Genomic DNA, 20,660 nt, shown 5'->3' on the forward strand with positions numbered 1-20,660 from the left:
AGTGCGATGGATGATCTTCTTTTCCAGGTCGAACCGATGATCCCGGCATTACGACGCTATGCCCGTGGTTTCGTTCACGACGCGGTCGCTGCTGACGATCTCGTGCAGGACTGCCTTGAGCGTGTGATCTCTCACTGGCACCGGCGCCGAAATGATGATGCCCGCACCTGGGTGTTCGCGATCCTGCACAATCTTGCAGTCAGCCGGCTGCGGCAGGCGGCCCGGCGCGGCCAACATGTTGCCATAGAAGAGATCGCAGACGATCTCATGGCGCATCCGCCGACGCAGGAGGACGAGCTTGCAAGAGAGGACGTCGTCTCGGCGATCCAACAACTGCCGGAGGAACCGCGTAGCGTGCTGCTGCTGGTAGCTGTCGAAGACCTTAGCTACGCCCAGGTCGCCGAAGTACTGGCGATCCCAATCGGAACCGTGATGTCGCGACTGTCGCGCGCGCGTGAGCGCCTGCGGCAGATCTTGGAAAGCCCCGCCAGGGGCGTTAGACCGGGCTCACATCTGCGGAGAGTGAAATGACGGATAGGCCAATCACCGAGGACGATCTCCACGCCTATGTCGACGGCCGGCTTGACGCTGCCCGAAACGAGGAAGTCTCCGCGTATCTCGACAAGCACCCGGATGTCGCCAATCGTTTTGCCTCCTATTCCGTCCAGCGCACCCTTTTGCAGGGCGCCTTTGACCCCATCGCTGGCGAGCCAGTGCCATCAAGGCTCAATCTCAACCACATCATTGCCACCAGACGGCAAAGCAGGGTCTCCAGCTGGCGGCTTGCAGCCGCCGCCGCGGTGCTTCTGTTCGCCGGCGGATCCGGCGGCTGGTACATGCGCGATATGATGGTGCCTCCAACCGAAGGTGTGGTCGCCCTCGCTCGCGAAGCCTCCGACAGTTTCGCCACCTATGCCGGAGACAGGACGAGGCCGGTGGAACTCCGGGCCGACAATATAGTAGAACTGGTTGACTGGTCGACTGAACGGATGGGGCGCAAGCCGGTCCTGCCAGACCTGTCGAAGTCCGGCTATCGGCTGATGGGCGGTCGCGTCGTTTCCACACCTCACGGCGCCGGCCTGATGCTGATGTATGACAATGACCAGGGCACGCGCCTTGTCATGTTGACAAGACCGATGGCCGTGGACCAGACGCGGACGATGACGCCCCACTCCCAAGGCAAGGTTGACGGCTGGGCTTGGGCGTCGAACGGTATGGGTTACAGTCTTGTGGGCTCATTGCCCTCTGAAGCGCTGCACCCACTCGCTGACGATATTCGCAAGCAGGTACAAGGCGAGGCCTAATCGTCAACTGCATTGAACCCGCCGGGTTTGCCGGAGGCTTCAATTCCTGAGAAGGCTAGTCGATATGAGTAAGACAAGTACGCCAGCGCGCCGTGCGGCGGGTTCTGGATCACGAGCATGATCAGCCGTCCCAAGAGCCAGCGATCATGTCGATCGCGGCCAATATCGGCTGCACCCGCCTCAGTCTCTCCGAAAGGTGGCGAGGCCCTTTTGGACTGAAGCGCGCGCGCCAATGCGATCGAACCACTGGACGGGGAGGCAGCGCAACGTCGTCGCGTCACGACTGGCTTTGGATGGAGATATTGGTGATCTCCTCGCTTCTGCGCCAAAGCTCTTCGGCGGCTTTCTGGTCGACCGCATAGGCCTGGACCCCGGTGCCGCGATTGGCACGATCTTCAGTCAGAGCGAAAGAACCGCCCTCCGGCAATACGGGCGTGATGTCGCAATCGGCGCAGTACACCCCGCCTTTGCCGTCGAGCTGCGGGCTGACCGCGCACCAGACGTGGGTGGCCGCTCCCTGCGGCACCGATTTTAGGTCACGGCTCAGATCGACGACCGGCCGATCATTCTCGTCGACGAACCCGGTCTTTTTCAGCATTTCTACCCCGACATGCGTACCAAGATTCGTTGCCGCTATTCCGCCGGGATGAAGCGCGAACGCGCGGATGCCTTCTTCCTTGCCTCGCCGGTCGAGGGCGACCGCGAAGAGGATGTTGGCCGTCTTGGACTGACCATAGGCCTTGAAAGGGTCATAGGCGCGACGCTCGAAATTGATGTCGTCGAAAACCACCGGCGAGAAGCGATGTCCCGCGGACGAGACCGACACGACGCGCGCGCCATGAGCGCGCTTCAGCGCCGGCCAGAGCCGCAGGGTCAGCCGGAAATGGCCGAGATGGTTGGTGGCAAACTGCAGTTCGTTGCCTTGCGCATCGCGCTTCAGTTCGGGCAGCGCCATGATGCCGGCGTTGTTGATGAGCATATGAAGCGGCAGGCCTGTCTCGACGAAGTCGCGCGCGAAGTCATCGATCGAGCGCGGATCGGTGAGGTCCATCGATTGAACCTCCATGCCGCCGCCAGCTTCGGCGATGGCCCTGCGCGCGCGCTCGACGTCACGCGCCGGCACGATAATTCGCGCGCCCGCTGAGGCGAGCGTGCACGCTGTTTCAAGTCCCAGGCCTGAGTAGCCGCCTGTGACGATCGCTACCTTGCCGACGAGATCGACTCCCTTGATGACGTCGACGGTCGTGGAGGCGCGGCTAAATCCTGAACGGATCGGTGCCTGTGTTGTGTTCATTGCTGTGTCTCCGTTTTCATGGAGATGGAATAATCGACCAGGGCGGAACGATGAATGCTTACTGGTTCATAAAATATGAGCGATCGTTCGCCATCGACGGGCTATGGCAGCGTGCGAGCGTTCTTGCCTGAGAGGCCGGTTGATCGTATCGAAGCTCGGCGCTTGGCATCTCCCTATCACCAATCGGCAATGGGGGCTTTGAATGTTAGCGGTCGATGGGGGACGCGCACAGAGAGCGCATGAGCGCCTTCCTTGCCCCCGCTGGCTTGCCAGTTTGCCTTTGTGATCCGGCGCGACCGTTTTGCAATAAGCGTGGATCACCGGTCGATGATTGCGATCCGGAGCGCAGCCAATTGCAGCTTGTCACATATAGCATCCATTGGGAGAGTCCGGAGGCTCGTTTAAGCCAGGAACGGTCGCTGCATCTTATTCTTGGCAGAGGTCTGCCGCTCAGCTGCATCCAATTGCGCCATGGCAACGAGCGCCCGATCCGACGTTCCGTGAAGCGTACACATGACACACGGCGCAGCGCGGACGCTGCGCCGTGTGAATGGGTTGACCTCAGTGATCGAGGTGCTGACGAATTCCGTCCGCTGCGAGTTGGATGGCTGCCTGAGTAGAAGGCAGGTCCTTGAGCGCGTTGAGTAGCACGAAGTCATGGATCGTACCGTTGAACCGCACTGCCGAGACCGTATTTCCGGCCGCCTTCAACTTGCGAGCATAGGCTTCGCCCTCGTCGCGAAGCGGATCATTCTCTGCGGTGATCACCAGTGCGGGCGGCAGACCATGCAGTTCATCGAGGGTGGCGCGGAGCGGGGACACGTAACGATTGTCACGCTGGCCAGCATCTGGAGCGTAGAGATCCCAGCCGTATTTCATGAATGCTCGGCCAAGAAATCGGTCCTGTCCAAAGGTCAGATAGGAGGCGCTATCGACGCTGGCGTCGGTCGCGGGAATGAACAGCACCTGATAGCTGATCTTCGGGCCATTGCGGTCCTTGGCCATCAGTGTGAGTGCGGCCGTCATGTCGCCGCCCACCGAATTCCCGGCGACCGCGATGCGGCTGCCGTCGGCGCCGAAGTCCGCGGCATGCGCTTTGACCCATTCCAACGCAGCATAGCTCTCGTCGAGCTGGGTCGGGAACTTCGCCTCGGGAAGAGAGGTGTATTCGACGAACACACCGACCTGGCCCGACTTAACGACGAGATCACGCAGCAGGCGCTGATGGTTGTCGAAGTTGCCGACGATCCACACGCCGCCGTGAATGAACAGCAATACGCCGGGCTTCTTCGCAGCCTTATCGGGCTTCATGATGTAGAGCTTCACCCGCCGGCCCTCGACCAGGATGGTACGCTCCGACGTTGAAACGCCCGACATGTCAACCGGCGTCTGGTTCTGAAGGCCTGTCAAAATTTCTTGGGGGCGAGGTTGCGGCAGTTCCCAAAACGGGGATGGGTCTTTGTTGATCTGCTCAAGAAATGACCGGACCTGCGGGTCGAGATTCGGGTCGTCGGCGACGGGCGGTGCGGCCTGGGCAAGCGCGGTGCCGGAGGCGGTCAGCGCCATGGCGGCAGCAGCTGCAGCCGTCTTGATCGTGTTCATCACGGATATCCTTTCGAGAACTGGAGTGGAGATTGGGCTGGGTCAGAGGAGGGGAATGCGCAGGGCGAAACCGTTGCGCGTGGCGTGGCTGTGGGGAATGTCTCCGTTTTCATGGAGACATGAATAAGCGACAGGAGTCGAACGATGAATGCTCAATAGTCCAGAAAATATGAGCGATCGTTCGCGATCGACCGGATACGTCTGATTGCCGCCACCCCGATCCTCATCGGCCATTGGGTTGGAGTTGCCTTTCCAAAGACATTGGCTCATCGCCAGATTGCGGGCATTCAGCTCAGCGCCCCAGCCCGGTCGTTGACCTCAACTCTGCCACTCCTCGAAAGCAGGCATCGGCGAGGTTAAACGAGGGCGCGGCAGGAGGCCGCCGTGGTGCGCAGGTACGCTAAGACCTGCGCCGAATGTGCCGCGCGCTCCGCGGTAATGCGGGGCCAAGTCGCTCTTCCAATCGAGAACGACTTCGATACGATCCTTCCGTAACGTGGCCGCATCCCTATGAGTCACACGATAAGCCTCGGCAGGTACACACAAATTTCGCGGCTTCTCGGGCAGGATTTTTTGGAAACCGACCGAGAAGCCCGGCCCTTGCCGAACATATCGCCAAGGGTCAAAGCGGCACTAGTGAGCGGAAACTTGATCGAACAGTCCAGACATCCGCTTCGTAGCAAGCGGCGGCAGCTTGATCTGTCTCGCCGCATCGAGATTTGACGTATTCTCACCAACTTCAATCAATCCGACCATGCCGAAGCCGAAATGGGGTGCACAGCGGAACCCGTAAATTCCGGGCTCCTGAAACGTCACGGAAAGCTCCTGCGACAAAGCGCCCTTGAACGGCTGTGCACCGGAGGGAAGCATTCCCGGTATCGTCTCGGCGTCATGTGTCTTGTCGGTCGGAATGAACTTGACCGTGTCACCCGGCTGGATCTTCAGCAGTGCTGGCTCAAACACCATCATCTGGCCATCGCTTCCCTTGTTCAGCATCTTCACTTCGAAGGTTGCGGCCGAGGCGACGCCGCCGATCAACAAAGAACCGGCGATGGTGGCGAGCGCGAGCAAATATTTCATCAGTTCTCCTTCCCTCGGCGAGTTGCTCCCGAGAGGTTTGATTAATTATTGAGAGTGGTGCGTAGAGAGCGTTGAATTCGCTGAGGAATGGCAGGCCCGATCACGAGCGGACAAGCGCATGTGCGTGAGGGGCAGTTGCAGACCCCTAATCTGATCCCTTGATCCGCGTGAGGTAGTCGACGATCGCCTTTACATCCTCCTCCGCGACTGGAGCCTTGTAGGCCGCGCGCATTTTTTCGACTTCCGCTTCCCAGACTTTGCGGCAGCTTGGGTTGATTCAGGACCATGCCTGCCGAATGGCATGCAAGGCAGTTGTTGTTGATCGCGTCCGCATCGGGACCATTAAACATCCGGTCCCCGAATGGCAGGTCGAGCGACAGCGAATTGAAGTGCATCGAGGCAGGCGCTGCTGCCGTCGAAACACTGAACCCAACCCCGACAATGATGGTGGCGAGGACCAAAGGCGCGAGAAATCTTGACATGGCCCCTTCCTCACGCTGCGCTAAAGCTGATGGATTCAATGACATTCCGCATGAAACCTGATGGGTTCCAATAGGTCTGCATCGGCTGAACTTCGCCATTTGAATTGGTGCAGCGAACTAAGATCTGATGATCACCAGGTGTTGGAGAGATCGATGTCTCCCACCTTCGAAAGCTATACTTACCTTCATCCGATTCAAGTTGGGTAGGAGACCAAGTGGCGCCACCGTCACTCGATAAATCGACTTTGTTGATGCCAGTATCACCGCCGAAAGCAATTCCGCGCAGCGTGAGCGGCGCATTTGCCTTTACCCGAGCGCCGGACTTCAGATTGGTCACGAAAGAGCGGGGCAGCATCCGGTTGATCGGAACGGTTTTGTATCCGGTCTCGCCAGGCTTGACTGCCGCGAAAGGTGTATCCGGGATGACGTAGGCCTTCGCCATCCAGAAATTGTCGTCAGGCCGATCCAGTACTTCGATGTCGTTGAGCATTTTGACCCAATAGGTCGAATACCAGCCAGGAACGATGAGGCGCAGCGGAAATCCGTTGACGAGCGGCAACTGCTCACCATTCATCGCATAGGCGATCATTACCTCTCCATCCCGTGCGTGGTCGACGGAAAGGGATTTCATGAAGTGCGGTGCTTCCTCGATCACCTGCTCGTCGAGACCACTGAAACGCACGCTGATCGCTCCGGCCTTGAGACCGGCCCGATCCAGAACGTCCTTGAGGCGGACCCCGGTCCAGCGCGCATTGCTCATCGCCCCGTTGCCCCATTGCGCGCCCGGCACGCGCGGAACATATAGGCCTCGCGAATTGCCTGAGCACTGGTTGACCGCGACAATCTCGAAAGTCGGCATCGCTACCAGATCAGCGAGCGATAAGCTGAGTGTCGCGTTCACATGGCCTCGGATATTCAGTCGAAAGCTGCCGGCGTCGACCTGCGCTGGAATATTTGCCCAATGCCAACGCACGAAGAAGCGATCGTTCGGCGTCAATACGCCTTGATCGAATACCTCGAAGGGCGTTTCAAGAAGCGGCGGCCGGGTCCGCTGGAGGATCATCTTGCCTTTTTGCGGGAAGGCCGTGGTCACCGGTCGCTCCCCGCCGCCACCCGGCAGGCCGAGATCTATCATTTCGTCTGCGGCGGCGTGCTTCGGCAGAAACAGCAACCCCGCGGCACCCATCGCCGCAACGAAATTCCGACGACTCAAATGGAGGGCTGGCGTTTGCCAACCTTGCGCTTGGGCTCTGCTCATTGCTACATCTCCTTTTGTGGAGACAAAATACGCGGCCAAATGCGAACGATGAATGCTTGGTCGTCCATATTTGATGAGCGATCGTTCGCATCGGCCGGATAGTTCTGATTGCTGCCATGCCGGCGCTGTTAGCGACGACGGCGAGCCGGACAGAGTCGCCGATGGCCGCCGCGATGTCTTCTTTGACGGCTTGTTCGCTTGTAACGTCGCAAATTGCGCAAGGAGCCTTGCCGCCGACGGTCTCGATCCGTCCGTCGTTTCCTTCAATGTGGATTCAGTCCGTCCGGTGGTCGTGACGATCGCGCTCTCAACGGCGAAAGCGATCGCGCAAGCCTGCCGGAGTCCGGCACCGCCGCTGGTATTGTAGAGCGTTCTTCCTAGCTTTCATGACATCATCTTTGAACTCGCTCGAAACACCTCCGATTGCGCGGATTGCCTGGGTCCACGGCAGAAGCCGTGGACCATCATCTAGCGATTAGGCCGCAAGGCGCGATGCTGAGGGCACCGTTCGTCCGTCGATGGTCGTGCCAGGGAAGCCGATCATCGGGGCCAGCATTTCGTTGTTCTCGGCCGGGAAATTTAGTTTTGGCTTGGAGATGTCATCGAGTTTTTTGATCTGCTCGGCAGACAGTGTCACATTGAGAGAATCGAGATTGGCTTTGAGCTGGTCGACGCGCCTGGCGCCGATAAGGGTGGAACTGACGCCCGCGCGTGACCTGACCCAGGCGAGCGCTACGGACGCGGAGCTTGCTCCCAACTCCGATGCAACGGCTGCGAGCGCTTCGATGACGTCGTAGTCGGCTTCGCTTGGGATGCCCACCAACCCGGTGCGCTTCGTGTCGACGTCGCCTTTAGTGCCGCGCTTGAACTTGCCGCTCAGGAATCCGCTCTTCAGCGGCGACCAAGGCATGATGCCCATTCCCAAAGCCTGGGCCATGGGAAAAAGCTCGCCTTCGCTGGTCCGCTCGAGCAACGAGTATTCGAGTTGGAGCGCGATGATCGGCGCCCAGCCCCGAAAGTGAGCGATCGTCTGCGCTTCGGCCGTCTTCCAGGCAGGTATATCCGAGAAGCCGACGTAACGGATCTTGCCGGCCGTGACGAGATCGTCGAGACCTCGCAGCGTCTCTTCGACGGGTGTCGTCTGATCCCAGTTGTGGAGCCAGTAGATGTCGATGTAATCGGTCTGGAGTCGCTTCAGCGACGCTTCGCACTGCTGCAAGAGCGCCTTGCGCCCCGCGCCGCCGCCGTTGGGGTCTCCGGGAAACAGGCTGCAGTAGAACTTCGTGCTGAGCACGATCCCGTCACGGCGAACATCCCGTTGCCGCAGATAGTCGCCGATGATCCTCTCGGAATGTCCGCCAGTGTAGATGTTCGCTGTGTCGACGAAGTTGCCGCCGTGATCGAGATACGCGGACAGCATCGCATGCGAGTCCTCCTCGCTCGCACCCCAACCGAAGTCTTCGCCGAATGTCATGGTGCCAAGACACAGCGGGCTTACACGCAAGCCTGAGCGGCCAAGCGTGATGAAATGGTCAAGAGGCATGTGGGACTCCTTTTGTTCGCGAGCGCCGTGTCTTGGTAAGTCGCCCTTTCTGAATGATGAATGCTTGATCGTGCGGTGTTTATGCGAGATGGTACATTTATGCGCACAGACCCGCTCTCTGATGTCCTCGATCTCGCCGATGCTCGCTGCGTTCTCACCGGCACGCTTGTTGCTGGGGGTGACTGGGCGCGAAAGTTCAAGCGCTCGGACGCGGTAAAGTTTCTCGCCGTCGTGAGAGGAACGTGCTGGCTGTCGACCGAAGCCGACTCAGCAGCCTCGGCATTGTTCGAGGCGGGTGACGTCGTAATCACGAATAGAGCGCCAGCAGTCATCCTGGCCAGTGCTGTGGAGTGGCTGCCGAACGCATCCTCCACACCGCTTGAGCGAGATACAGAAGGTAACCTGCGCGTCGGGGAAGGCTCCGAATTCACGATGATCGGAGGGTTGCTGGAGGTCGACGAGCAGCGCTGCGGCTTTTTGCGAGAAAGTCTCCCTCCCCTGGTTCACGTCAATGGTCAGAGAGGAGAAGCTGCGAAGCTGCGGTGGCTCCTTACAGAGTTGGCCGAGGAGACGCAGCGCAAGCGCGCCGGTTCCACAACAGCGATCACCCATTTGGCAAAGTTGCTGTTCGTCGAAGCTCTTCGGCTTCACATCGAATTGACCAAGTCGGATCGATCTGGTTGGCTTACCGCGCTTGACGACAGACGCATCTCGATCGCGCTACGAGGAATCCACGCTAAACCATCACATGCGTGGAATCTGGAGGGACTGGCGAAGATGTCGGGAATGTCGCGAACATCGTTCGCGGTGCGCTTTCGTGATGTCGTCGGTGTCCCGCCTTTGACCTATGTACTCAATTGGCGGATGCGCCTGGCCGAAAGGGAGTTGAGCGAGACGGACCATTCCGTCGCCGATATTGCCTGTTCGCTCGGATATGGGTCCGAAAGTGCTTTCAGTAATGCATTCAGTCGCTCAACCGGAGTGTCACCAGGCCGATACCGGAAGGAGGCGATGCAGACCTATTCCGAGCGTCGCCGCAAGGTAGACCGCAGCGTAATCCAAGCCGAATAGGAGCCGCTGCCCTCAGCAATCAATTGGTCGCCTTCGGAGCCGCCCCGAACGCGATGACGATTCAGCCCAAAGATTAGGGAAATCGGACATCCCTTGTTCACCGGTTGGAGTAGGACCAACACCGCCCTGGCGCGTCACGAAGCGTCTTTGACCGAAATAGAGAAGCGCAGCGCGGCCTGTTGATCGGCCCCCACTGAGTGGCCCAGCGTGAATGTTAGCAGTATAGGCCTTGGCGTGGCGGGGATGAAGACCTCGGGCGCCGGCGGCTTGAATCCGATGGAACCGTGGGGCCGTACGGTGTTGTAGTGACGGTGCCAACTCTCGATGATGATTTTGGCCTCTGGCAATGCGTAGAAGATCTCGCCGTCAAGCAGCTCGTCACGCAGCCGCGCGTTGAAGCTTTCCACGCGGCTATCGCCCACCTAAGGTCGCGCAGTTCCACCATGTGAAAGCGGCTCGTGTCTTGCCGTTAATCCGCAGCGCTGTGGGCGATCTCGACTAGAATATCTCCAGGCGCATTGAAGTAAAAACTGAATACACCACGTTGCTCCGAGGGAGGATCAAGCGCGACATGGGCCTCCGCAAGTCGCCGGTACAACTCCTGAAAGGCTCCCTCACTCTCGAGGTAGAAGCCGATATGGAAGTGCTTCGGAAAATCTTGGGCGCCCTGTCGCTGGCGTCGGCTCAAGACGAGCAGCAACCCGTCGCCATCGCGTAAGATGGAAAGCCCGAGGTTGTGCCGAACTACAAGTTTGCCAATGCAGAATTCGCGCAGGCGAACCCTGAGATAATCGAGCTTGTGAAGAGAATCGAGATCGATACTCCAATAATAAGTGAATTAGCCGCCGACTATGTTGGCAGGAATGTCAGTCCGGACGAGACAGCGAGGTATTTTCTTGAGAAATACCCTTCGGTTTGGCGCACTTGGGTTTCCCCTGCCGCAGCTGAAAGGATCGATCGCTCACTAGCGTCTTGAACGTTACGGTTCGACATCAACGCTGTAGATAGCGCGCATTCGAGCTGTGATCCCCCCTTTCGGCGTGATGAATTGTGCGGTGCGCCTCATCCTCTCGTTACTCGGATGGAAGATAGGTGTCGACAGAAAGGGTACCGTTTCACAATGGTCATAACTTCGAATTTCAAACCGACATCTTATTGGTGGGAGGCCGCGCCGATAGGTCCAGCCAATGCTGTTACCCCGCCGCCTGGTGTTGACGTCGCGGTCGTCGGGTACGGTATCACAGGCGCGCATGCGGCACTGGCCGTGGCGCGCGCCGGGAGGTCGGTTGTGGTACTCGAGGCCGACGGTATCGGATCTGGCTCTAGCCGGCGCAACAACGGCGCGATTGTCCCATACCTTTTTCAGAAACAGTACGAGCTGGAGGCAAGGTTCGGTAAGGTCCAAGGCACCGAGATCGCACGCATAGCGGTCGATGCGGTCGATTTCTTGTTGGAGACCTGTGACGAACTGGGCATCCACGCGCAGGTGCGGGGGTTCGACCGCTACTTCCTTGCATTGACCGACAAGCATCGTGAGAAAATGTACCACTCATGCGCCCTGCAAGCGGAAAGCAGCGTCAATACCGGTTGGGTTCCTATCTCCGCAGAAGATCTGCAGGAGAGGACAGGCCTCAGCGGTTATGCCGGTAGCATCTTCGTTTCAAACTCGCTGACCTTTCATCCTGGAATCTATCACCAAGGCGTAATAAAGGCCGCCGAAGACGCCGGCGCGGTTACCGTTGCATACAACCCGGTGACATCCGTGCGCTCAACGACGAATGGAACGCTGCTTTCCACGCCAAAAGGACAGGTTTTGGCGAAAGATGTGATTGTCGCGACAAACGGCTACACAGGCGCACCGTTCAACTACGCCAAAGATGGGCTAATGTCGGTTCGCATCTATAACAGTGCAACAGAGCCCCTCCCGGATGGCAACAAAGCCGCGCAGTTTGCGGCACGACATCTGCTTGTCGATTCCAGTCCAACATCACCTGGTTCCGGCCAAGTCCGGACGGCAAACGCCTTCTTATAGGCGGCCGCGGTGGCATGATGGGCGAAGATCCGATCAAGCATGCCCAAACATTGCACGCCGATATGTTCCAGAACTTGAGTCGGTCAAGATTGAACATTGCTGGTACTGTAGAGAAGCGTTCCCGCTGAATTTTGTGCCACACGTCGGTTCGCACGAAGGCATTCACTATGGCATGGGCTTCTGCGGCGTCGGCATGACGGTCGGTGGATGGGTGGGCAACAAGCTGGCAAACCAGATACTGGGTCGAGCCTATCCGACGGCCTTCGAAGGCATTCCATTTAAAAAAGTGCCTTTCGAAGGGAGCGCGCAACTCTACAGCAAGGCGGGAGTAGGGGTTTAGCGCAGTTTGGAGTACTACGACGTAGTTTTTCGCAGAAAAAACAATGTTTTGCGGCCCATTTCATTCACCATCGGACCTATGTTGCCAATTGAAGTCATCGACTACCTAAGCCGCTGATTTTTATGGCTAGTGCGAACCAGGATTGCGCTGAAAGTGAAGGCTACTAGATCAATTTGACGGTACTTCTGACGGTACTTTTCATGTGCTGCTTGATGTCCGAGAAAAAGTACCGTCGCCGGTTTCCGCTCCTGACGGTACTTTTCTATAGGTCAACGCTTTGAAATATATATGGAAAATGCCTTTCGCGTGACGTTTTCTCGCTAACGGTGCTTTAGCATGTTCCTCGGCCAGGGTCCCTCGGCTCAGTCTGCTCTCGTCGAGGTAGAAAAATTCGCTACAGCAAGTGGAGGGCAGGCCATTTTGAGATGCCCCTAGGTTAAGCAAAGCCAATAGGTATGAGTTGCCGGAACCCAGCTGCCTACCGGCTGGTTGCCTGCGGTCTCAACCGGGGGGGGGCACCGCGGCCTGCAACGCGTCGCGGCCAAGTCGAGCGGTGGCTTCCAAGTTGCCGCCCGGCGCCAATTTGCAGAGGAGACCTGCGGAGCTCCAACTCATTCCGGTGCAATGACGTTAAGTATCGGGAAGTGACAGGACTTTCAATTGTTCGCCGCTTCAAGTATACTTGTTTGGTTGCCACGTCGAACGCCCGTCATGATGCCAAACCAGCGAGGAGGAAGGCATGTTTCGGATCGCGTCTCTTGCGACTTTCAACACGGCACTTGCGCTTTTTGCAATGTTGTCAGTGCCGCCATCCCAAGCCGAACCATGTGGCACAGTCCACAAACTGACCCGCCAGCCGCTGAATGACCAGAATTTCTGGCTGCTTGCTGAACATGACGGCAAGGCCTTCGTCGACCAGCGCACATGCCTTGTCGCCAGGCTGGACAGGGTTGATCAGCCGCTCACGCTGAGCGATGCGATGGGGCACTGCGCCACCCTCGGACAAGGCGGTCCGAACGGCGACATGGGCTGGCAGCTTCCGACGATGGCGGAACTGACCAGTCTCGATTCGGCGGACTGGCCAAGACAGCATGATGCGTTCGCGCAATACAAGCTGCCACCGCTCGCCCGCAGCGAAACCGATTACTGGACCCGCACTGAATGGCCTGGGGCGGCAGGCTCCTTCGCGGTCGTCACGTTCAGCGCACGCACGACTGTGGTGCATCCGCTTGAAGCGACCAACAAGGCCGGGGTATGGTGCGTCTTCGGAATGCCGGCCACAGGCGTGGAGTAGACACTCTTACGCCAAGTCGCCTTTGGGCAACCAAGTCTCCTTCAGGCATCAGACAACCGCCGCGGTGGCGCACCCAGCGGGCAACTCGCGCTCGACACTCGCACCCGGGCAAGTCGTTCGCGATGTGATGCCTGGCTGCTCAGCGGCCAGGCCGCGAAACAGAGCGACCGTCCAGCTTGCCTTCACCGGCACGGCCATTGTGCCTACTACGTCTCAGCCGCCTACCGCAGATCCAGCTGCAGCAGGCCGCTATAGTCCTCCGTCGTCAGGAAGAAGCCCTCGTCGATCGCCTTGGCCTTGAAGGCAGAATCGTTGCCCAGGTCCCGGAATTCCGGCTTCAATGTGCCTGACGCGTTGAAGTAACGATCGCGAAAGGCCGCCCGATCAAGCTCGGCATAGTCTCCGCCCTTGCCTGCGACCGTGCAGGATTTCAGTTCGGTTTGGTCGGCGGCCTCCGCCGGAAACGACGCCCTGGCGAAGTCCATCGGCCCGATGCCGGGCGCGATGCCCCTGGGATTAGAGGTCACGCATCGGACGGTCGCGTCCGGGCCGGCGACAGACAGGTCGAAATAGGGCGGATTCAATCCCTTCGCCGCGAGGTAGGCGAAGCCGCGGATGCGGTTAACCGCCTTCAACGCTTCCACGTCTGTTGTTTCGAGCATGTCATTGCCGATTTTCACCCCGCCGGTGGCGCCGAGTGTGGCCATCTGTTGCTGCAGCCAAGCCGGATCGCGGTTGATCCATGTCAGGAAATCGAGCGGCACGGCCTGCGGTTCCTTGAGTTGCTTACTCATGGATTGGGCCGCCGCCGCTGCCGCAAACAGGAGCACGAAACCGGCAAGGATCGCCGGGAGCTTCGGGAGTCGTCGCATGTCAAAGTCTCCATCCTTGGTTCGGTTACCAATGGACGCGCGGCTTAATGCCGAGCATGTCGCGCAGCTGGTTCTCCGTTATGTCGTCGGGTCGACGTGTGCCGCCGACACCGATGGTACGTGCTTCCTCGTTGCGATAAGCATATGGCTTGCCATCGAGGCCTATGTAGGGCGCATCGCTGAACCCAGAATGCTGGCCGGCCATGCGGTGCGTTGCGTGGATTTGCTCATGGCCGAGCACGATGCCAGGATCCGCCGGATTGGAGGCAGTCGTTCCAGAGGCCTTGTCGAACTCGACAGACGTGCGCGTGCGTGACGTAGCCGGGTCATAGCCGATGATCACGTCGCCCTTCGTCGTTTCCGGGTTCACCAACGGATCCTTGTTGCGGGCCGCGGTGACGCCCGGCTCGTTCTGGATCGTCGTGGTTTGCGGGTCGGCGATGACCCGGTGCATCAGGTCGCGGCCGCTGTCGAAGGAGTTGGATCCGACAAAGAAGTTCTTCACGTCCAGCCACGCGCCGTGCAGCCAGCTTTGAGATACCTCGCCAGTCTTGCTGTCGACGCGTGCAGTCGGATCGATTCGCTGGATGTCCTCTTCGACCTGCCTCCGGTAGGCCGCGTCGCCGGCGACGATCTCCTTCAGGCCGGTCGGGTCGATGAACGCCATCGGGTTGTTGTTGGCGTAGGCAAAGAGATTGCAGGACGTGGAATTGCCGGTACACTTCTCCGGATCGCCGACATAAAGCGGATCGGGTGAAATGAACCGCCCCAGCGCCGGATCGTAGTAGCGGGCGCCGTAGTAGTAGAGCCCGGTATCGTCATCGAGATACTTGCCGGTGAAACGATGGTGGGTCTTTTCGCGCGGCAACTCCGCTGCCACATCTGCCAGGTGGCTGGCCCAGGCAGAGGCCAGCGTCTCCGGCTTGTGTTCAGTGCCGTACGCCCTGTAGAGCATCTGCTCGACGGGAACGCCGTCGGAGGCGATGACATAGTCGCTGCTCTCGATATGATCCTTCAGATAGTAGAACCATTTGCCGGTGCCGTGTTCGAGACGAACGAGCTTGCTGGATGCGATGTTGACGTAGCTCTCCTCGCCTTTTGGACCGATCTCGAACGTTTCAACCGGGTAGAGGTAAAGCTGCTCGGGCCCTGATCCGTCGGTCGGGATGACCTTCTTATAGAGGCGGCGCCCCGTCTGATCGTAGCCGTAGAGCACTTCATGGGTCGCCGTCTGGGCTCGGATCAACCGTCCGTTGATGTCGAACACCGTTCCGGTCAAGGTCGGCGATTTCGCAAGTTGGGCGAATCCGTCAAAGGAGTAGGGCTTCGATGCGCTGCCGGCCGGGATGAGGTTGGTCGCGGCGCCGGTCGACGGCGCTATCGGCGCGCCGGGCTCGAGCTCGTCGTTGCGGGCAAACGTTCCCGCCGCCGAATAGGCGAATTCCGCCTGCTGGCCGTAACGGTCGATCCGCACGAGTTCGTTCTTGAAATTGTAGTGGAACGTTCCCGACCGGTCGACATGTCCGTCGCTGCCCGCGCCTTGCGCCAACGCGTCGACGATCTGGGTGATCGAGCCGTTGCCGTTAAAGGTCATGCTCAAATCCTGCAGCGGTTTGCCGCCGGCCTGCGTAACGATGTGGGTGAGGAACAGGGTCGCTGGGTCGTAGGTCATCCGGGTGAATGCGCCCAGACGATAATCGACCCGCTCGATCCGCGATTCGGGATTGTAGGTGATATTCTCGATGATCTTCTCCGGTCCCGAAAAATCGGGATGCGTGACCGTCACCGACCGCAGGTTCTTGTCGGGCCCCAGCGCGAATTTCGACGCCAGGCCGCGCGGACCTTCGGACGAATCGATGCGGCCATCCAGCGTGTGATGGAAATGATCGGCGTATTTCGCGCCACCGATCTCGACCTCGTTGGTGACCATCCGGCCGTTGGCATTGTAGGCGTAGCGCTGGACGGCGTCGAACGCGCCATTGGGATCGTGAATGATCACCTCGGTCGTCTTGTCGAGAGGCAGCGCTATCGGCGTTTCGAAGCCGGCCGCTGAGGCGACCTGAACGGCGCGGTCATAGCGGTATTCTAGGTGCACCACGCCATCGTTCACCTCGGTCAGCTTGCGGTTGAGGAAGTCGTAGGTGAAGGTCTGGACCGACGTTTCGCCATTGCTGCCGACCCGCCCGATCACCGATTGGCGACCGCGCGCATCGTAGAAAGCGTAGCGGTCGCCCATTCCCGGGATCGACTGGAATTCGATGTCGCCGACGGAGTTGTAGATCAGCCGCCGCGGCGTCGTCTCGCCCGGCAGCCAGATTTCGCTCAGGTAGCCGAAAGAATCGCGCACGAAGCGGGAAATATGAACCGTGCCGCCGCCATTGCTGGCGATAGTCGCGGTCACGCCGTTCTCGTTCCTCAGCGAATACTCGCTGCTTTGAACGGCGCCGTCGAACTGGTCGTTGTAGGTCGTGACCGTGAGCGTACCCCAGGGTCGGAAGGTCATGTCGGACGTCTTGCCCGACGGATGGGTTTCGCGGACCATCCGGCCGGCTGGGTCATAGGTGTAGGCATTGCCGACTTCGTGATCGGGGCGCGGAACGTCGCCAAGATCGAACACCTTCTGCAGGTTGAGATCATCAACGCCGCCGAAGCTGGTCACCACAAAGGGCGTCCAGCGGAAGATCTGCTTCTCATTGCGGTTGTAGAGCGAGAAATTATTGACCCGGACCCCGCCTTCGGCGACGTTCTCCAGGTCGGCGACCTTTTCGCTGCGCGCGTCATAGGCGGCGAGGTCCGCGATGAACTCGCTCTCGCCTTCCGGCGTCTCGGCGGCGCTCGCATAGCGGCGGCGCGCCGTCAGGATGAGCGACGGCAGCCCATGCTCGCCGATCTTGTAGGTGTAGAAGCGTTCGGCGCCGTCCGTGGCGGTTTCCCGGGTTTTGCGGCCGAGGGCATCGTAGCTGTTCGTCACGACCATGCCCAAGGGCGTGGTCGTCGTTGCCACCGCGCCCTGGCGCGGCCCGTCATAGGTCATTTTCGTCGTCTGATCGAGTTCGGCCGCACCGCCTGACGGCTTGGTGTAGCTGAGCGTCAAGGTACCGGTTGGGTCGTAGATCGCCGACTCGGTGATGCCGAGTTCGTCGGCGATCGAAATACTGTTGCCGAAGACATCGTAACCCATGGTCTTCGCCAGCTTGCGGCTGGCGTTGCGGAACTGTTCGAGCGCGGGCGGCAGAGCGCCAAGTCCCGACAGCACTTCCAGGGTTCGCGACCCCATCCGACCGCCGGAATTTGGCAGGTAGGTGAAACTCTCGCGGCTGAGCAGCCGGGTCCCGGCCAGGATGCGCTGCTCGGACGCCGCGTTGACGATGCCGAGCGCCGCCAGATCGGCGCGCGACTGGGTGTAGTCGGTCTGGGTCGTCCGGCTGAAGCCAGGAACCGTCAGGTTCTCCGGTCCCGGAATGTCGCGCACCCTGACCGTCTCCGACGCAGGCATGTTGAATTCGTCAAAACCCGCATAGGTCTGGGTCTTGACCGGATCCTTGCATTCGGGATCGGCCACGTCCTGCTGTTCGGCCTCGCCGGCGGACTCGGTCAGCGTCTCCTTCACCTTCCTCAGATAGGACGAGCCGTCGCCACGCGGAAATGCCTCCCACACCGACGATTCGCATTTCAGCATCATGCCGGTCGTCGGTAGCTTCTGGCTGCGCGTGGCGGTCGACAGCGAATGCTGCGCCGCCGACGCCGGATCGAGCGTTTCGGTTGTCTCCGCGCTCGCAACGAGCGTCGCCTCGGGCTTCACCTCATAGGTCTTGCGGATCTTCAGTTTGCCGGCGAGGTTCAGGTCGGCTGCCGCTTCGGCGAAGGTGTAATACTGTTCTCTATCGAGGCTTGAACGCTGCGTGACGCGCTGGCCGGCCGCGTTCTCGTCGCCGTAAGAGACCTTCTCGACCTCCGAGAAGCCGATAAAGCGGCGATTGATCACGTCGTAGAATGGATTGTGGTAGAAATATTCGTCCGTCTGCACCTGGGCGCGAACCTGGCCGGGTATGCCCTGCGACGTGACGAGTTGCTTGGCGACGACAACGGGGAAATGCAGGTTGCGCGTCGGCTGGCCATTGGCGCGGTCGCGCAGCATCTCGTCGATCGAGGTCGCATAGCGGATGTCGTGCCGGCGGCCGGAATCGAAGTCGACGACCGTGAGCAGGTTCGCCTTGACGAGTTGCATGGTCGCGGTTCGGTTGAAGTCGATGATGACGACGGGCTTCACCTCGTCGCCGGACGGTTTCTGGAATACGATTATTTCGCTCTCGCCGTCGCCATCGATGTCAGCGACGCGCGAGGCGAAGGTCTGCGTCGACGTGCCGAGTTGAACCCGCAGATTGAGCGCGATGCTGAGCGGATCCTTCAGGTAAGTCCCGTCGCCGAAGCCGAGCCAGATGCGCATCTGGTCGGTGCGCTCGCCCATCGACGCGAAATCGATGATGCCGTCGCCATTGGCGTCGATGTACCACATCGTGGCGAGGTTATCGCCGGGCTGCATGCCGCCAATCTTCGAGAAGGTGCCGTGACCGCAGACCGGATCGTTGATCGCGGCGTCGCCAAACAGGAGCGCATTCGGGTCCGTCGAGAAGATGTTGCCCTGGTTCTCGTAGAGGCAGAAGCCCTGGTCGGCTGGACGGATGACGACGAGGTCGGGCAGCCGGTCGCCGTTGATGTCGACCATCCGCACATTGTTGCGGCCGAGGATCTGGCCGTCCTGGCTGTTGAATGGGAACGCCTTGGTCAGCGCGCCGAAATTGACGTTGTAGCCGCCATCGGCCTGGCGCCGGGTGAGATTGAGGAATATTCGCCATTCGGTGCGGCCATCAGCGTTGAGTCGCGTCGTGACGATGTCGGACAGGCTGTCCATATTGACGTCGGCGAAGCGGCCGTTGCCGCCCGCGAATGTCGTCGGCGAGACGCCGGGCAGCGGGATCGAGCGGCCGAGATAGGGGAAGGTCCCGTCGGCCTTGCCGTCATAGACGTGCATCAGCCCGTCTTCGATTTCGACGATGTCGACGAAACTGTCGCCAAGGATGTCGGCAAAAGCGAAGCGATTGTCGGTGAGCCGGGGCGCGATCTGGCGCATCAGTCCAGCCTCGGTCGGACGCGACAGCACGAGCTGGGTTGTGTCGCCGAAGGCGCTGTTCAGGTCGCCGCTGCCGAGATGCACGGTCGCGCCGTCATCCTTGGTCTGCACGATGTCGACCAGGGCATCCATGTTGAGGTCGGCCAATTCGAAATTCTGCGGAGGGATGTCGCCGGCGAACGCCATCTTCGGCGCTTCGAACACCACGGGGCGCGACGCCAGTTCGGCGCTTGTCCACGACGAATAGCCGAAATGGATGTCCGGGAACTTCAGCGTCGATTGAGCCAGCGCCTCGCCGCTGGTGTCGCCATAGCGGTAGAGCACGCGCAATTGGTCGAGCACATTGACCGACTGCGTGTCGATGAGCGGCGTCAGGTCGGCCTGCGCCTTCGCCAGGCAGTCCGGATGCGCCCGGACGACGAACTTCGAGGTGTCACTGGTGTCACGGCCGACATACCCCATGCACCATTGGGCGTAGACAGTGTCCTTGAACTTGGCCGTCACCTTGCCGTAGAGTCGCGCGTTCTCTTGTTTGCTGCCATTGGTGTGGCTGACGAGCGTCGACTGCGTCTCGATCAGGTCGAACTGGTAGCTGCTCTGGCCGCCAGCGAAGCTGGTCTTCGTCAGATAGCTGCGTCCGCCGAAACGCTGGTAGTCGTAGCGGACGGCTTCGCGGTTGGCGTTGAGCTGCAGCACCAGCGGCCATTTCGTCACGTAGGGCTTGGCTATGTCGAAATTACCTTCAGCCACCGAAGGGTCGCCGCTGAAGATCAGCCGCGTTCCGTCGGCGTTGGTCACCTCGAATCCGGAGGGGATGGTGTCGGTGTGCAGGCCGCCTGACAGGTCGAGCGAAATGACGTCGAACGCGCCGGTGTGGTAGAGGATCTTGACGAAATCCTCGGCGTATTCGGGCTTGTATTCCCAGACGCCGTTCTGGTTGCCGAGGAAGACGAGCCGCGTGCCCATGTACGATAGGCGGGAGAAGAAATCGCCGCCCGGTTTGGTGCCGGGCACGGCCGTGCCGAGGTCGTCGTTGACGACGATCGCCTGGGTATTGAACTGCCAGCCGATGCCAAGCCCGTTGCCGGTATCGCCCGCGAACTGGCTGTAGGTGAGGCTCATTTGCGGCCCGAACTGGCCGCGCGTCGGCAGCGTGGGTAGCGGCAGGGTGAAGTTCGCCGATCCCGTGTTGTTGTTCAGCGCGAAGCTGCCTTCCTCCTGCGTGACTGTGCCGCCCGCAGAGGGCAGCTGGACGATCGAGGTCGCGGATTTGTCTTCTGCACGGGCCGGGGAGCCAAGGACTGCGGTGGCGGCGGTCAGGGCTGCGAGGGCGGTAAGGGTCTTTGCGAACATGGGA

The 20,660-nt window shown here is 60.0% G+C and carries 14 protein-coding genes and 1 pseudogene; 7 read left to right on the top strand and 8 right to left on the bottom strand.

What is annotated here, in order from left to right; all coding sequences use genetic code 11:
* The first annotated feature begins 6 nt into the window (after window positions 1-6).
* Together ACLGL5_RS15575 and ACLGL5_RS15580 are read left to right on the top strand one after the other, a co-directional pair.
* Window positions 7-531, top strand: coding sequence for a sigma-70 family RNA polymerase sigma factor (locus ACLGL5_RS15575; RefSeq protein ID WP_069093331.1), 525 nt, complete (start codon window positions 7-9; stop codon window positions 529-531).
* Window positions 528-1,304: an anti-sigma factor family protein gene (locus ACLGL5_RS15580; protein ID WP_069091474.1), complete on the top strand. Its 777-nt coding sequence runs from the start codon at window positions 528-530 to the stop codon at window positions 1,302-1,304. The genes ACLGL5_RS15575 and ACLGL5_RS15580 overlap by 4 nt, the downstream gene beginning before the upstream one ends.
* Window positions 1,305-1,581: 277 nt before the next feature.
* On the opposite strand, the gene ACLGL5_RS15585 is transcribed toward ACLGL5_RS15580, so the two are convergent.
* The 4 genes from ACLGL5_RS15585 to ACLGL5_RS15600 all read right to left on the bottom strand — a co-directional run bounded on the left by ACLGL5_RS15585 (window position 1,582) and on the right by ACLGL5_RS15600 (window position 7,020).
* Window positions 1,582-2,598 carry an SDR family NAD(P)-dependent oxidoreductase gene (locus ACLGL5_RS15585; protein WP_069091475.1) on the bottom strand — a complete coding sequence of 339 codons (1,017 nt, stop codon included), beginning with the start codon at window positions 2,596-2,598 and terminating at the stop codon, window positions 1,582-1,584.
* 561 nt (window positions 2,599-3,159) lie between these two features.
* Window positions 3,160-4,200 (bottom strand): alpha/beta hydrolase, encoded by a 1,041-nt coding sequence (locus ACLGL5_RS15590; RefSeq protein ID WP_245307094.1) that lies wholly within the window; start codon window positions 4,198-4,200, stop codon window positions 3,160-3,162.
* 633 nt (window positions 4,201-4,833) lie between these two features.
* Window positions 4,834-5,280, bottom strand: coding sequence for a pseudoazurin (locus tag ACLGL5_RS15595; protein WP_069091476.1), 447 nt, complete (start codon window positions 5,278-5,280; stop codon window positions 4,834-4,836).
* Between the two features lie 492 nt (window positions 5,281-5,772).
* Entirely contained in the window at window positions 5,773-7,020 is a 1,248-nt protein-coding gene (locus tag ACLGL5_RS15600) for a molybdopterin-dependent oxidoreductase (RefSeq protein WP_069091477.1), read from the bottom strand.
* 52 nt (window positions 7,021-7,072) lie between these two features.
* On the opposite strand from ACLGL5_RS15600, the gene ACLGL5_RS15605 reads away from it, so the two are divergent.
* Entirely contained in the window at window positions 7,073-7,387 is a 315-nt protein-coding gene (locus ACLGL5_RS15605; protein WP_141700911.1) for a hypothetical protein, read from the top strand.
* A gap of 108 nt (window positions 7,388-7,495) precedes the next feature.
* On the opposite strand, the gene ACLGL5_RS15610 is transcribed toward ACLGL5_RS15605, so the two are convergent.
* Window positions 7,496-8,563, bottom strand: coding sequence for an aldo/keto reductase (locus ACLGL5_RS15610; protein WP_069091479.1), 1,068 nt, complete (start codon window positions 8,561-8,563; stop codon window positions 7,496-7,498).
* A gap of 60 nt (window positions 8,564-8,623) precedes the next feature.
* Between ACLGL5_RS15610 and ACLGL5_RS15615 the strand changes: the two genes are divergently transcribed.
* Window positions 8,624-9,634, top strand: a complete 1,011-nt coding sequence (locus ACLGL5_RS15615; protein ID WP_494372932.1) for an AraC family transcriptional regulator — start codon at window positions 8,624-8,626, stop codon at window positions 9,632-9,634.
* A gap of 134 nt (window positions 9,635-9,768) precedes the next feature.
* Here the strand turns inward: ACLGL5_RS15615 and ACLGL5_RS15620 are convergent.
* Window positions 9,769-10,038 (bottom strand): annotated as a pseudogene (locus tag ACLGL5_RS15620) (integrase core domain-containing protein); the annotation flags it as partial.
* Between the two features lie 332 nt (window positions 10,039-10,370).
* Here ACLGL5_RS15620 and ACLGL5_RS15625 point away from each other — a divergent pair.
* The 3 genes from ACLGL5_RS15625 to ACLGL5_RS15635 all read left to right on the top strand — a co-directional run bounded on the left by ACLGL5_RS15625 (window position 10,371) and on the right by ACLGL5_RS15635 (window position 13,300).
* Window positions 10,371-10,610 carry a glycine betaine ABC transporter substrate-binding protein gene (locus ACLGL5_RS15625; RefSeq protein WP_141700912.1) on the top strand — a complete coding sequence of 80 codons (240 nt, stop codon included), beginning with the start codon at window positions 10,371-10,373 and terminating at the stop codon, window positions 10,608-10,610.
* A gap of 144 nt (window positions 10,611-10,754) precedes the next feature.
* The gene (locus tag ACLGL5_RS15630) at window positions 10,755-11,666 is read left to right on the top strand and encodes an NAD(P)/FAD-dependent oxidoreductase (RefSeq protein WP_069091482.1); all 912 of its coding nucleotides are present in this window, start codon (window positions 10,755-10,757) and stop codon (window positions 11,664-11,666) included.
* A gap of 1,079 nt (window positions 11,667-12,745) precedes the next feature.
* Window positions 12,746-13,300, top strand: coding sequence for an Lcl domain-containing protein (locus tag ACLGL5_RS15635; protein ID WP_069091483.1), 555 nt, complete (start codon window positions 12,746-12,748; stop codon window positions 13,298-13,300).
* A 221-nt stretch (window positions 13,301-13,521) separates the two neighbouring features.
* Here ACLGL5_RS15635 and ACLGL5_RS15640 read toward each other — a convergent pair whose 3' ends face one another.
* Together ACLGL5_RS15640 and ACLGL5_RS15645 are read right to left on the bottom strand one after the other, a co-directional pair.
* On the bottom strand, window positions 13,522-14,130 hold the full coding sequence (locus ACLGL5_RS15640; protein ID WP_202360547.1) for a hypothetical protein: 609 nt from the start codon (window positions 14,128-14,130) through the stop codon (window positions 13,522-13,524).
* A 67-nt stretch (window positions 14,131-14,197) separates the two neighbouring features.
* Entirely contained in the window at window positions 14,198-20,656 is a 6,459-nt protein-coding gene (locus tag ACLGL5_RS15645) for an RHS repeat-associated core domain-containing protein (protein ID WP_038644944.1), read from the bottom strand.
* Window positions 20,657-20,660 lie beyond the last annotated feature (4 nt).

It is taken from the genome of Mesorhizobium sp. U510, from assembly GCF_059180695.1.

Excerpts from the sequence above, each read along its gene's own strand:
- ACLGL5_RS15615 (WP_494372932.1), top strand. The coding sequence starts at position 8,624 with ATGCTTGATCGTGCGGTGTTTATGCGAGATGGTACATTTATGCGCACA.
- ACLGL5_RS15635 (WP_069091483.1), top strand. The coding sequence starts at position 12,746 with ATGTTTCGGATCGCGTCTCTTGCGACTTTCAACACGGCACTTGCGCTT.
- ACLGL5_RS15600 (WP_069091477.1), bottom strand. The coding sequence starts at position 7,020 with ATGAGCAGAGCCCAAGCGCAAGGTTGGCAAACGCCAGCCCTCCATTTG.
- ACLGL5_RS15595 (WP_069091476.1), bottom strand. The coding sequence starts at position 5,280 with ATGAAATATTTGCTCGCGCTCGCCACCATCGCCGGTTCTTTGTTGATC.
- ACLGL5_RS15585 (WP_069091475.1), bottom strand. The coding sequence starts at position 2,598 with ATGAACACAACACAGGCACCGATCCGTTCAGGATTTAGCCGCGCCTCC.
- ACLGL5_RS15610 (WP_069091479.1), bottom strand. The coding sequence starts at position 8,563 with ATGCCTCTTGACCATTTCATCACGCTTGGCCGCTCAGGCTTGCGTGTA.
- ACLGL5_RS15590 (WP_245307094.1), bottom strand. The coding sequence starts at position 4,200 with ATGAACACGATCAAGACGGCTGCAGCTGCTGCCGCCATGGCGCTGACC.
- ACLGL5_RS15605 (WP_141700911.1), top strand. The coding sequence starts at position 7,073 with ATGCTTGGTCGTCCATATTTGATGAGCGATCGTTCGCATCGGCCGGAT.
- ACLGL5_RS15645 (WP_038644944.1), bottom strand. The coding sequence starts at position 20,656 with ATGTTCGCAAAGACCCTTACCGCCCTCGCAGCCCTGACCGCCGCCACC.
- ACLGL5_RS15575 (WP_069093331.1), top strand. The coding sequence starts at position 7 with ATGGATGATCTTCTTTTCCAGGTCGAACCGATGATCCCGGCATTACGA.
- ACLGL5_RS15630 (WP_069091482.1), top strand. The coding sequence starts at position 10,755 with ATGGTCATAACTTCGAATTTCAAACCGACATCTTATTGGTGGGAGGCC.
- ACLGL5_RS15580 (WP_069091474.1), top strand. The coding sequence starts at position 528 with ATGACGGATAGGCCAATCACCGAGGACGATCTCCACGCCTATGTCGAC.